Origin of the sequence: Amycolatopsis thermophila (assembly GCF_030814215.1) — a bacterium.
GTDB classification, from domain to species: Bacteria; Actinomycetota; Actinomycetes; order Mycobacteriales; family Pseudonocardiaceae; genus Amycolatopsis_E; species Amycolatopsis_E thermophila.
Genome location: NZ_JAUSUT010000001.1, coordinates 4,446,396 through 4,458,582 on the forward strand (window position 1 = coordinate 4,446,396; position 12,187 = coordinate 4,458,582).

Consider the following 12,187-nt stretch of genomic DNA (forward strand, 5'->3'; position numbering starts at 1 on the left):
CCCGTAGCTCCCGCGAACTCACACCACGTACTGCGCGAAGGACTTGCGCACCTTGTTCACCTTGGGCAGCGCGACCGCGAGGCAGTAGCCCTGGCCGGGGTTCTTGGCGAAGAAGTCCTGGTGGTACTCCTCGGCCCGGTAGAACTCGCCCAGCGGCTCCAGGGTCGTCACGATCTCGCCGTCCCACCACTCGCTCGCGCGCTTGATGGCGGCCTCGAACTCGGCGCGCTGCGCGTCGTCGGCGTAGAACATCGCCGACCGGTACTGGGTCCCGACGTCCGCGCCCTGCCGGTTGAGCTGCCGGGGGTCGTGCAGGGTGAAGAAGACGTCGAGGATCACCTCGGCCGGGATCACCTCCGGGTCGAACGTGACCGCGACGGCCTCCGCGTGCCCGGTCCGGCCCGTGCACACCTGCTCGTAGGTGGGCCCGGCCGTGTCGCCACCGGTGTAGCCGGACACCACGTCCTGCACACCGCGCAGCGTCCGGTAGACCGCGTCCAGGCACCAGAAGCACCCGCCGGCCAGCACGAACGTCCGCATCTCACATCACCTCACACCGAGTCCACTGGTTGCACCCGGGGCAACAGGGTGCGTGGTCCCAGTATTCCTGGCCAACCCGCCCGGAACCTCGGCAAACCCGGGCACGAGGGAACGCAACCGCCGCGCGGCCCGCACGGTCAGCGTCCGCCCGTCCGCGTCGAGCTCGACCAGCTCCTCCGCCCGCAACCGGTTCAGCACCGCGTTGCCCAGCGCCCCACCGAGATGCGGCCGCCGCAACGTCCTGTCCAGACAACTCGTCGCGATCTTGCGGCGGCCCCCGGCCACCTCGGACACGTCGATCCCGAAGCGCCCCAGCACCTCTTCCGCCCGCGGCCCCAGCTCCAGCTCGTCGGTGTCGGAGCGGCGGCGCACCGCGTCCTCGTCGAGCAGGTGGTCCAGCACGGCCACCCCCAGCCGGCCGGCGGCGTGGTCGTAGCACAGCCGTTCCGGCGGTGTGGCCGGGCCGGGCAGGGGGAGCGCGCCGCCCGCGTAGTCGGCCAGGGCGTCGAGCACCGCGGTGATCGCCGGGTCCGCCAGGCGGTAGGTCACGTGCCGGCCGCTCTGCTCGGTGGCCACCAGCCCGGCCTGCCGCAGCTTCGCCAGGTGGTTGCCGAGGCGGGCGGGTGTGACGCCGAGGATGTCGGCGAGCTGGGTCATGCCGTGCGGGCCCTCGTGGGCGAGCAGTTGCAGCACGGTCAGCCGGATCGGGTCGGCCAGTTCGCGGGCGAGGCCGGTCACCGTCGCCACCACCGGCTGCTCGGCGCTGGTCCATCCGAGGGAACTCACGGCACGCACTCTACCATCGACTTTCACGTTTCACGGATACGTGATAGGTCTTTGCGGATGCAGGCGCTGCGCAGGTACTGGCACGGCCAGGTCCCGCCGCCCGGCCCGTTCCGGGTGATGGCGCTCGGGGCGCTGGTCACCACGGCGGGGGGCGGCGCCTGGTACACCACGTGGGCGGTCTACTTGACGACGGTCGCGGGGTTGCCGCCGCCGGTCGTCGGGCTGGGGCTGATGGTGGCCGGCGGTGCGGGCCTGCTGGCGGCGACGCCCGTGGGGGCGCTGGCGGATCGGATCGGCCCGCGGGCGCTGCTCGCGGTGCTGATCGCGACGGAGGGCGTGTCGATGGGCGCGTTCGTGTTCGCCCAGCACGTCGCGGTGTTCCTGCCGGTCGCGGTGCTCAACACGATGGCCGATCGCGCCACGGCAGGGGTCCGCACCGCCTACGTCGCCCAGCTCGCCGACGAGCGGACCCGGGTGGGGCTCCTCGCCCGGCAGCGGGTCGCGAGCCACCTCGGGTACACGGTGGGTGCCGCGGCCGGGTCGGTGTGCCTGACGCTGGGGACGCCGGCGGCGTTCCACGTGCTGATCGCGGTCAACGCGGTCACGTCGCTGATCTACGCGGCGATGATCACGCGGTTGCCGGTGGTGCCGCCGGCCGCTCGGGAGCGCCGGTCGCTGGTGCGGGACCCCGCGTTCCTCGCCGTGGTGACGACGACCGGGTTGTTGTCCCTGTGCTGGGGGCTGGTGTCGACCGCGCTGCCGTTGTGGCTGGTGGGGAACACGCACCTGCCGGCCGGGCTCGCCGGGGTGGTGGTGATCGTGAACTCGCTCGGTGTGGCGTTGCTGCAGGTGGCGGCGAGCCGGGGATGCAGCGGGCCGCGGCGCGGGGCCCTGCGGGCGGCCTGGTCGGGGACCGCGCTGGCCGTCGCGTGCCTGCTGTTCGCGGCGACGAGTGGCGGGAGCGGCGCGGTGGCGGTGGGGCTGGTGCTGCTGGCGGCGACGGCCCACCTGGCGGGGGAGTTGTGGTTCATCGCGGCCAGGTGGTCGCTGACGCTCGGCCTGACCCCGTCCGGCGCGACCGGCCGGTACCAGGGCGTGGCGGCGACCGCGCAGGCCGGCGCGCAGATGATCAGCCCCGCGCTGATGACACTGCTGATCGGCAGCTGGGGCCGGCCCGGCTGGTTCGTCCTCGCGGCGGTGTTCCTGGCCGCCGGGGGTGCCACCGTCCCCGCCGCCCGCTGGGCCGTGCGCACCCGGGCGGGTGTCCTGAGCCGTCCGCCGTCCATCGGAGGAACAGGTTCCGGTCCGCGCCGACGGCACCCCTGACCACCGGCCTTGTCCGCGGTGAGAACATGTTCTAGTTTTGGGGCGTGACGGATCTGGGGCTGACGGGTGCGGTGGTGCTGGTGACCGGCGGTGTCCGCGGTGTCGGCCGCGGGATCAGCCGGGTGTTCCGCGACCACGGCGCCCGCGTGGTGACCTGCGCGCGGCGCGAGCCCGCGGAACCGGGCGGCGACTTCATCGCGTGCGACGTCCGTGATCCGGATCAGGTCGGGAGCATGATCGAGCGGATCGCCGGCGAGCACGGCCGCCTCGACGTCGTGGTCAACAACGCCGGCGGTAGCCCGTTCGCGCGCGCGGCCGAGGCCTCGCCCCGGTTCTCCGACCGGATCGTGCAGCTGAACCTGCTGGCGCCGTTGCTGGTCGCCCAGCACGCGAACGCCGTCATGCAGGGGCAGGACGGTGGTGGTTCGATCGTGATGATCTCCAGCGTCAGCGCGACCCGGCCTTCTCCGGGAACCGCCGCGTACGGGGCGGCGAAGGCGGGGCTGGACAACCTCACCGCGACCCTGGCCGTCGAGTGGGCGCCGAAGGTGCGGGTCAACGCGCTCGACGTGGGCATGGTGCGGACCGAGCAGGCGCACCTGCACTACGGCGACGACGCGGCGGTCGAGGCGGTGGGCAAGACGGTGCCGCTGGGCCGGCTGGCCGAGCCGGAGGAGGTCGGGCAGTGCGCCGCGTTCCTGGCTTCCCCGCTGGCTTCCTACGTCTCGGGAGCGACGTTGAAGGTGCACGGCGGCGGTGAGGTCCCCGCGTTCCAGGCGGCCGCGGATGTCAATCGGGAGGGTTCGTGAGCAGGTTGTGCCAGGACCGCGTGGTCGTCGTGACCGGCGCGGGACGCGGGATCGGGCGGGCGCACGCGCTCGCGTTCGCCGCGGAGGGGGCGCGGGTCGTCGTCAACGACGTGGGAGTGGCCCTCGACGGCTCGGCGACCGCGGACGGTCCCGCGGCGCAGGTCGTCGCCGAAATCGAGGCGCGGGGCGGGAAAGCGGTCGCCAGCACCGATGATGTCGCCGACTTCGCCGGCGCGAAGCACCTCGTCCGCACCGCGCTGGAGCACTTCGGCCGGCTGGACGTGCTCGTCAACAACGCCGGCTTCGTGCGCGACCGGATGCTGGTCAACCTGAGCGAGGACGAGTGGGACGCGGTGATCCGCGTACACCTCAAGGGCCACTTCGCGCCGTTGCGGCACGCCGCGGAGTACTGGCGGGGCGAAGCGAAGGCCGGCCGGACGCCGGACGCGCGGGTGATCAACACCAGTTCCGGGGCGGGTTTGCTGGGGAGCGTGGGGCAGTCCAACTACTCGGCGGCCAAGGCCGGGATCGCCGGGCTGACGGTGGTCGCCGCGGCGGAACTCGCGCGGTACGGGGTGACGGTGAACGCGATCGCGCCGTCGGCGCGGACGCGGATGACCGAGGAGGTGTTCGCGGGCACGATGGCCCGCCCGGACTCCGGCTTCGACGCGATGGCGCCGGAGAACGTCTCGCCGCTGGTGGTGTGGCTGGGCAGCACCGAGTCGGCGGGGGTGACCGGCCGGGTCTTCGAGGTCGAGGGCGGGAAGGTGTCGCTGGCGCAGGCGTGGCGGCACGGTCCGGCAGCCGACAAGGGACAGCGCTGGGAACCGTCCGAACTCGGCCCCGTGGTGGAGAAGCTGATCGCCGAGGCGCCCGCCCCCGAACCCGTGTACGGAGCGAACTGATGGGCATCACGACCAAACGCGACAGTCATATCGAGACGATCACAGTGGACTATCCCCCGGTGAACGCCCTGCCCGTGCGGGGCTGGTTCGACCTGGCCGCCGCGATCAACGCGGCCGGGGAGGATCCGGATGTGCACGTGGTGGTGCTGCGGGCCGAGGGGCGCGGGTTCAACGCCGGGGTGGACATCAAGGAGATCCAGCGCACCGAGGGTTACGACGCGCTCGTCGGCGCGAACCGGGGCTGCTACGCGGCTTTCGGTGCGGTGTACGACTGCGCGGTGCCGGTGGTGGCCGCGGTGCACGGGTTCTGCCTGGGCGGCGGCGTCGGGCTGGTGGGCAACGCCGACGTGATCGTGGCGTCGGCGGATGCGACGTTCGGGGTGCCCGAGGTGGAGCGGGGCGCGCTGGGTGCGGCGACGCACCTGGCCCGGCTGGTGCCGCAGCACCTGATGCGCACGTTGTACTTCACCGCGCGCAAGATCACCGCGGCCGAGCTGCACCAGCACGGCTCGGTCTACCAGGTGGTGCCGCGCGGCGAACTGGACGAGGCGGCGCTGGCCGTGGCCCGCGACATCGCGGCGAAGGACACCAGGGTGGTTCGCGCCGCGAAGGAGGCGTTGAACGGGATCGACACCCAGCAGGTGCACCGAAGTTACCGGTTCGAACAGGGGTTCACGTTCGAGCTGAACCTGCTGGGCGCGTCGGATGCGGCTCGTGAGGAGTTCCTGAATGGCCGATAAGCGCATGACCGCCGACGAGGTGGCTGCCGAGATCCGGGACGGCATGACGATCGGCATCGGTGGCTGGGGCTCGCGGCGCAAGCCGATGGCCCTGGTCCGCGCGCTGCTGCGCACCCCGGTTCGCGATCTGACGGTGGTGTCCTACGGCGGCCCGGACGTGGGACTGCTGTGCGCGGCGGGCAAGGTCCGCCGGGTGGTGTTCGGGTTCGTCACCCTGGATTCGATCCCGTTCGACCCGTGGTTCGGGCGTGCCCGGGAGACCGGCGCGATCGAGGTGACCGAGTACGACGAGGGCATGTTCGGCGCGGCGCTGTCGGCGGCCGCGCAACGGTTGCCGTTCCTGCCGATGCGGGCCGGCCTCGGGTCGGAGGTGATGCGCGCCAACCCGGGCCTGCGGACGGTGCGCTCGCCCTACGCCGACGGTGAGGAGCTGGTGGCGGTGCCCGCGCAGGAACTGGATGTCGCCCTGGTGCACCTCAACCGCGCCGACGCCCGCGGGAACGCGCAGTACCTGGGCCCGGACCCGTATTTCGACGACCTGTTCTGCCTGGCCGCGAAGAAGCGGTTCGTGTCGGTGGAGAAGGTGGTCGGCACCGCCGAGCTGACCGCGGGCGGGCCGGTGCAGTCGTTGTTGCTGAACCGGTCCGCTGTGGACGGTGTCGTGGCGGCGCCGCGAGGTGCGCACTTCACCACCGCGGTACCCGACTACGGTCGCGATGAGCGGTTCCAGAAGCACTACGTCGACTCCGCGAAGGACCTCGATGCGTGGCCCGGGTTCGTGGACCGGTTCCTGTCCGGGGACGAGCGCACGTACCTGTCCGAGGTGGACAAGTTCGAGGCGGAGGCGGCATGAGCGCGACCAGGGCCGAGATCGCCGTCGTGGCGGTGGCCGAGCTGTTCCGCGGCGACGGGGAGATCGTGGCCAGCCCGATGGGCCTGATCCCGTCGCTCGGTGCGAAGCTCGCGCGGCTGACGTTCGAGCCGGACCTGTTGCTCTCCGACGGCGAGGCGTATCTGGTCGACGAGAACGGTGTGGTGGAGGGCTGGCAGCCGTTCCGCAAGATGCTGGACACGATCGTCCCGCACGGGCGGCGGCACGTGGTGATGGGCGCGAACCAGATCGACCGGTACGGCAACCAGAACATCTCCGCGATCGGTGACCACGCCAGGCCGAAGAAGCAACTGCTGGGGGTGCGGGGCGCCCCGGGCAACACGGCCAACCACCGCACGAGTTACTGGGTCCCCCGGCACAGCAAGCGGGTTTTCGTGGACGCCGTGGACGTCGTCTCGGGCGTGGGCTACGACAACGCCGCCAAGGCCGGGCTGAAGTTCCACGACGTGCACCGCGTGGTGACGAACCTGGGGGTGTTCGACTTCGCCACCCCGGACCACACGATGCGCGCGGTGTCGCTGCACCCCGGCGTGACCGCGGCGGAGGTGGCGCAGGCGAGCGGATTCGAGATCGACTGCGGTGGGGCGCCGGTGTCGCGGGAGCCGACGGCGGAGGAGCTGCGGCTGATCCGCGAGGTGCTCGACCCGAAGGGGTTGGGGGACAAGGAAGTGCCGTCATGACGCTGGACACCGCGCTGACCCGGCTGGCCGGGATCCGGCACCCGGTGGTGCAGACCGGGATGGGGTGGGTCGCCGGGCCGCGGCTCGTGTCCGCCACCGCCGAAGCCGGTGGGCTGGGGATCCTGGCGTCGGCCACCATGACCTACCCCGAACTCGGCGCGGCCATCGCCGAGGTCAAGCAGCGCACCGGCAAGCCGTTCGGCGTCAACCTGCGCGCGGACGCCGCCGACGCGGGCGAGCGGGTCGACCTGCTGATCCGCGAGGGGGTGAAGGTCGCGTCCTTCGCCCTGGCGCCGCGCCGGGAGATGATCGCCAAGCTGCGTGACCACGGCGTCGTCGTGATCCCGTCGGTGGGTGCCGCGCGGCACGCGGAGAAGGTCGCGTCGTGGGGCGCGGACGCGGTGATCGTGCAGGGCGGCGAGGGTGGCGGGCACACCGGGGGAGTGGCGACGACGTTGTTGTTGCCGTCGGTGCTGGACGCGGTGGACATCCCGGTCGTGGCGGCGGGCGGGTTCTTCGACGGGCGCGGGCTGGCGGCGGCGCTGGCCTACGGGGCGGCCGGGGTCGCGATGGGGACGCGGTTCCTGTTGAGCAAGGAGAGCACGGTGCCGGAGGAGGTCAAGCGGGTCTACCTCGCGCAGGGCCTGGCCGGGACGGTCGTGACGCGGCGGGTGGACGGTCTGCCGCACCGGGTGTTGCGCACCGAGCTGGTCGACCGGCTGGAATCCACCGGCCGTGTGCGGGGCCTGCTCCAGGCGGCGCGCAACGCGGTGCGGTTCCGGCGCATCACGGGCCTCTCGCTGCCCGCGATGGTGCGCGAGGGCCTGGCGATGAAGCACGGCAACGAGATGACGTGGAGCCAGATCGTGATGGCGGCCAACACGCCGATGCTGTTGCGCGCCGGGCTGGTCGACGGTCGCACCGACGCGGGTGTCCTGGCGTCCGGGCAGGTGGTCGGGATGATCGACGACGTGCCGTCGGTGGCGGAGATCGTGGAGGGGACGGTCAGCCAGGCGGAGGAGATCCTCCACCGCCTCGGTGGGTGAAGGCGGTACCCTCCGACGGACCTGCTGACCGGTCAGCGGCGGCGGTTCCCGGAGCGGGCCGGACCTCGGGTGAGGCCGTTGTCGCGGCAGGCCGGCCGGCGGCTTGCGGTGCCCTGGCCCCAGGGGTGCGTCGTGTCGGGGCGAGCCGTGGCGTTCGGTGCGGTGCTCGTGCGCTGGGGTTTCCGGAGCGGGCCCGCCGCCCGGGTCTCGTCCGTCCGGCACCCGCCAGTTCGTGCGCACGGGGTGACCCAGGCGGTGCCGCCGTCGGGTGGGGCTGGGCTGTGGGGTTCGACGAGAGCGTGCGTGTAGCGGGCCGGCCGCGGCCCCCGCTGCCGGCTCCCAGGGCGGTGCGTCACACTGGGCGCCGGGCCCGGGTAGCAGGGTCTTCGCTGGTCAGAGGCGCTCGATGATGGTCACGTTGGCGGTGCCGCCGCCTTCGCACATGGTCTGCAGCCCGTACCGCCCGCCTCGGCGGCCGAGTTCGTGCAGCAGGGTCGCGAGCAGCTTCGTGCCGGTGGCGCCGATCGGGTGGCCCAGCGCGATCCCGCCGCCGTTGACGTTCACGCGCGCGGGGTCGGCGCCGGTTTCGTCGAGCCAGGCCAGGACCACGCTGGCGAACGCTTCGTTCACCTCGAACAGGTCGATGTCGTCCACCGACAGCCCGGTCTTCTTCAGCGCGTGCGCCGTGGCGGGGATGGGGCCGGTGAGCATCCACACCGGGTCCGCCGCCCGCACGGACAAGTGGTGGATCCGGGCGCGCGGGGCCAGCCCGTGTTCGCGCACGAACGACTCCGACGCGATCAACGCGGCACTCGCCCCGTCGGAGATCTGGCTGGCGACGGCGGCGGTGAGCCGGGAGCCGTCACTGAGGGGCTGCAACCCCTGCATCCGTTCCAGGCTGGTGTCGCGGCGTGGGCCCTCGTCGACGCGGAAGTCGCCGGCCGGCACGATTTCGGCGTCGAACCGGCCCTCGTCGATCGCCGCCAGCGCGCGCTGGTGGCTGCCCAGCGCGTAGGTTTCCATGGCTTCGCGGGTGATGTCCCAGTGCTCGGCGATCATGTCGGCGCTGCGGAACTGCGAGACCTCGACGGTGCCGTAGCGTTCCTGCCAGCCGGTGGATCCCGAGAACGGGTCGTCGAACCCGTACTCGCGTCCGGCGAGCATCGCGGCGCTGATGGGGATGCGGCTCATGTTCTGCACCCCGCCCGCGAGCACGAGGTCCTGCGTCCCGGACAGCACGGCTTGCGCGGCGAAGTGCACCGCCTGCTGGCTGGACCCGCACTGGCGGTCGACGGTCACGCCCGGCACGTGGTCGGGGAACCCGGCGGCCAGCCACGTGGTGCGGGCGATGTTGCCCGACTGCGGCCCGAGGGTGTCGGTGCAGCCGAGGATCACGTCGTCCACCAGCGCCGGGTCCACCCCGCAGCGCTGCACCAGCGCGGTGATCACGTGCGCCGCGAGGTCGGCGGAGTGCCAGGCGGACAGTGCGCCGCCGCGGCGGCCGACGGGCGTGCGCACGGCGTCGAGGATGAAGGCTTCGGGCACGACCACTCCTAGACGAGTAAGTCTTAACCCTGGGTGGTGTGTGGAGATGGGTGAAGGGTGTTCAAGATCAGTTTGTGAGGACCGATCTGAACACCCTTCTGACCGCACTGTACGTCAAGATCGATGACCATCTCGGCAAGCCCGTGCGTATCGGCAGGCCGCCGCGGCTGACCGATGCTGAACTGCTGACGCTGGCGGTGGCGCAGGTGCTGCTGGGGGTGCGCTCGGAGGCCCGGTGGTTGCGGTTTGTGCCCCGCCACCTGCCCGGCGCGTTCCCTTACCTGCCCGGCCAGTCCGGCTACAACAAGCGGCTGCGGGCCGCGGTCCCGCTGCTCAAACGGCTGATCCGGGTCTTGGCCGCCGACACCGACCTGTGGAGCGACACCACCTGGATCGTGGATTCCACCCCGGTGGAATGCGCACGGTCTCGTCCCACGGTGAAGCGGTCGAACTTGGCCGGCTGGGCCGGTTACGGCTACTGCGCCAGCCATTCCCGTTTCTTCTGGGGCCTTCGCCTGCACCTGATCTGCACCCCGGCCGGCCTGCCAGTCACCTGGGCCCTGGCCGACCCCAAAATCGACGAACGTCAGGTGCTGATGGCGATGCTGGATCAGGATCGCGCGTTGATCCACGACCGGCCCGGACTGCTGATCCTGGCCGACAAGGGCTACGTCTCCCGCGAACTCGACACCTACCTCGCCGACCGCAGGGTGCGCCTGCTGCGCCCGTCCTACCGCAACCGAACCCCGCATCCCGCCCAACACCTGCTCAAGCCAGTCCGCCAACTGATCGAGTCGGTCAACGACACCCTCAAAGGCCAACTCGACCTCGAGCTACACGGTGGCCGCACCATCGAAGGAGTCGCCGCCCGCATCACCCAACGACTGCTCGCCCTCACCGCCGCCATCTGGCACAACCGCGCCACCGGCCAACCCACCACCCGATCCCTGATCGCCTACGACCACTGATCAAATTCGGAATCACTCATCTAGGGGTGCTGGCTGGAGACGGAGACGACTTCGCCGGTCAGGTAGGAGGCGTAGTCGCTGGCGAGGAAGACCATCACGTTGGCGACCTCCCACGGCTGCGCGGCGCGGCCGAACGCCTCCCGGCCTTCGAGTTCGCGCAGCAGTTCCTCGCTGGTCACCTTCGCCAGGAACGGGTGCATCGCCAGGCTCGGCGCGACCGCGTTGATCCGCACCCCGTACTCGGCGGCGTCGAGGGCGGAGCAGCGGGTCAGGGCCATGACGCCGGCCTTGGCGGCGGCGTAGTGGGCCTGCCCCTTCTGCGCGCGCCACCCGACCACCGACGCGTTGTTGACGATCGCTCCGCCGCCACCCTGCTCCGCGAACTGCCGCAGCACCGCCCGGGTGCAGCGGAACGTGCCGGTCAGGGTGATGTCGAGGACCCGCGACCATTCCTCGTCGGTCATGTCCAGCACGGACTTCGTCCCGCCGAGACCGGCGTTGTTGATCATCACGTCGATCCGCCCGAAGTGCTCCACCGCACCCGCGACCAGCGCCTGGACCTGGGCCTCGTCGGTGACGTCGCAGGCGATCGCGTGGACCTTGCCCAGCTCGGCCAGTTCGGCGGCTTTCTCGGCGAGGCGGCGTTCGTGCCAGTCGCTGACGACGACGTCCGCGCCTTCCTCGAGACAGCGCCGGGCCACGGCGGAGCCGATGCCGGTGCCTGCGGCGGCGGTGACCACCACGACCTTGCCGGCCAGCAGGTCGTGTCCGGGCGGGTAGGCGGGGATCACGGTCGGGCCTCCTGGGGCAGGCCGAGGACGCGCTCGGCGATGATGTTGCGTTCGATCTCGTCGGAGCCGCCGTAGATGGTGTCGGCGCGGGTGAACAGGAACAGCCGCTGCCACTCGTCCAGCTCGCCGCCGGCCACCAGCGACCGCGCGCCGCGGGCCCGCACCGCGAGTTCGCCGAGGCGGCGGTGCCACTGCGCCCACATCAGCTTGCCGACGGCGACCTCCGGTCCGGCCGCCCGGCCGAGCGTGCGCAGGGCGTGCGCGCGCAGCACCCGCAGGCCCATCCGGGCGCGTTCGAGATCGGCGCGCAACAGCGGATCCTCCCAGGTCCCCAGCCGTTTCGCCTCGGCGATGACGCCCTCCAGCTCACGCCGGAACCCGATCTGCTGACCCAGGGTGGAGACGCCGCGTTCGAAGCCGAGGGTGGCCATGGCGATCCGCCACCCGTCGCCCGGCTCGCCCACCACCATCGACGCGGGGGTGCGGGCGTCGTCGAAGAAGACCTCGTTGAACTCCGAGGTGCCGGTGAGCTGCTGGATCGGCCGCACCGTCACCCCGTCCTGCTTCAGCGGCACCAGCAGGTAGGACAACCCGCGGTGCCGCTGCGAACCCCGCTCGGTGCGGGCGACCACGAAGCACCAGTCCGCCACGTGCGCCAGCGAGGTCCAGATCTTCTGCCCGTTGATCACCCACTGCCCGTCACGCAACTCCGCCGACGTCGACACCGCCGCCAGGTCCGAGCCGGCGCCGGGCTCGGAATACCCCTGGCACCACAGCTCCTCCACCGCCACGATCTTCGGCAGGAACCGAGCCCGCTGCTCCGGGGTGCCGAACGCGATCAGCGTCGGCCCCAGCAGCTGCTCCCCGATGTGGTTCACCCGCGCCGGCGCCCCCGACGCCGCGTACTCCTCGTGAAAGGCGACCTGCTCGTCCAGCGACAGCCCCCGGCCGCCGAACTCCACCGGCCACCCCACGCACGTCCACCCCGCCGCGGCCAGGTGCCGCTCCCAGGCCAACCGCAGGTCGAAGGCCTCGTGCTCCCGCCCCGGCCCGCCCAGACCGCGCAGCCCGGAGAACTCCCCGGTCAGGTTCTCCGCGAGCCAGTCCGCGACCTCGCGGCGGAATCGCGTCAGCTCCACGCACGCCTCCTTGCTGCCGG

At 72.0% G+C, this 12,187-nt stretch carries 13 protein-coding genes; 8 read left to right on the forward strand and 5 right to left on the reverse strand.

Going from position 1 to position 12,187, the window contains the following annotated elements; translation table 11 throughout:
* Positions 1 to 18: 18 nt before the first annotated feature.
* The gene (gene msrA, locus FB470_RS21770) at positions 19 to 540 is read right to left on the reverse strand and encodes a peptide-methionine (S)-S-oxide reductase MsrA (protein WP_306994270.1); all 522 of its coding nucleotides are present in this window, start codon (positions 538 to 540) and stop codon (positions 19 to 21) included.
* Positions 541 to 546: 6 nt separating this feature from the next.
* Positions 547 to 1,326, reverse strand: coding sequence for an ArsR/SmtB family transcription factor (locus FB470_RS21775; RefSeq protein ID WP_306994271.1), 780 nt, complete (start codon positions 1,324 to 1,326; stop codon positions 547 to 549).
* 57 nt (positions 1,327 to 1,383) lie between these two features.
* Here FB470_RS21775 and FB470_RS21780 point away from each other — a divergent pair, with 57 nt between their 5' ends.
* The 7 genes from FB470_RS21780 to FB470_RS21810 are packed head-to-tail and all read left to right on the forward strand — an operon-like array spanning position 1,384 to position 7,724.
* Positions 1,384 to 2,652, forward strand: coding sequence for an MFS transporter (locus FB470_RS21780; RefSeq protein ID WP_306994273.1), 1,269 nt, complete (start codon positions 1,384 to 1,386; stop codon positions 2,650 to 2,652).
* Between the two features lie 44 nt (positions 2,653 to 2,696).
* Positions 2,697 to 3,461 carry an SDR family oxidoreductase gene (locus FB470_RS21785; RefSeq protein ID WP_306994274.1) on the forward strand — a complete coding sequence of 255 codons (765 nt, stop codon included), beginning with the start codon at positions 2,697 to 2,699 and terminating at the stop codon, positions 3,459 to 3,461.
* Complete coding sequence (locus FB470_RS21790; protein ID WP_306994277.1) at positions 3,458 to 4,366, forward strand: SDR family oxidoreductase; 909 nt, start codon at positions 3,458 to 3,460, stop codon at positions 4,364 to 4,366. Before FB470_RS21785 ends, FB470_RS21790 begins: the two co-directional genes overlap by 4 nt.
* The gene (locus FB470_RS21795; protein WP_306994278.1) at positions 4,366 to 5,106 is read left to right on the forward strand and encodes an enoyl-CoA hydratase family protein; all 741 of its coding nucleotides are present in this window, start codon (positions 4,366 to 4,368) and stop codon (positions 5,104 to 5,106) included. The genes FB470_RS21790 and FB470_RS21795 overlap by 1 nt, the downstream gene beginning before the upstream one ends.
* Positions 5,096 to 5,959, forward strand: a complete 864-nt coding sequence (locus FB470_RS21800; RefSeq protein ID WP_306994280.1) for a CoA transferase subunit A — start codon at positions 5,096 to 5,098, stop codon at positions 5,957 to 5,959. Before FB470_RS21795 ends, FB470_RS21800 begins: the two co-directional genes overlap by 11 nt.
* Complete coding sequence (locus tag FB470_RS21805; protein ID WP_306994281.1) at positions 5,956 to 6,678, forward strand: CoA-transferase subunit beta; 723 nt, start codon at positions 5,956 to 5,958, stop codon at positions 6,676 to 6,678. Before FB470_RS21800 ends, FB470_RS21805 begins: the two co-directional genes overlap by 4 nt.
* A gap of 2 nt (positions 6,679 to 6,680) precedes the next feature.
* Complete coding sequence (locus FB470_RS21810; protein ID WP_306999420.1) at positions 6,681 to 7,724, forward strand: NAD(P)H-dependent flavin oxidoreductase; 1,044 nt, start codon at positions 6,681 to 6,683, stop codon at positions 7,722 to 7,724.
* A gap of 393 nt (positions 7,725 to 8,117) precedes the next feature.
* Here FB470_RS21810 and FB470_RS21815 read toward each other — a convergent pair whose 3' ends face one another.
* A complete protein-coding gene (locus tag FB470_RS21815; RefSeq protein WP_306994283.1) occupies positions 8,118 to 9,269 on the reverse strand; it encodes an acetyl-CoA C-acetyltransferase in 1,152 nt (383 codons plus the stop codon).
* A gap of 74 nt (positions 9,270 to 9,343) precedes the next feature.
* On the opposite strand from FB470_RS21815, the gene FB470_RS21820 reads away from it, so the two are divergent.
* Complete coding sequence (locus FB470_RS21820; protein WP_306989434.1) at positions 9,344 to 10,237, forward strand: IS982 family transposase; 894 nt, start codon at positions 9,344 to 9,346, stop codon at positions 10,235 to 10,237.
* 20 nt (positions 10,238 to 10,257) lie between these two features.
* Here FB470_RS21820 and FB470_RS21825 read toward each other — a convergent pair whose 3' ends face one another.
* On the reverse strand, positions 10,258 to 11,028 hold the full coding sequence (locus FB470_RS21825; RefSeq protein WP_306994285.1) for an SDR family oxidoreductase: 771 nt from the start codon (positions 11,026 to 11,028) through the stop codon (positions 10,258 to 10,260).
* On the reverse strand, positions 11,025 to 12,167 hold the full coding sequence (locus tag FB470_RS21830; RefSeq protein WP_306994287.1) for an acyl-CoA dehydrogenase family protein: 1,143 nt from the start codon (positions 12,165 to 12,167) through the stop codon (positions 11,025 to 11,027). The genes FB470_RS21825 and FB470_RS21830 overlap by 4 nt, the downstream gene beginning before the upstream one ends.
* Between the last annotated feature and the right edge of the window lie 20 nt (positions 12,168 to 12,187).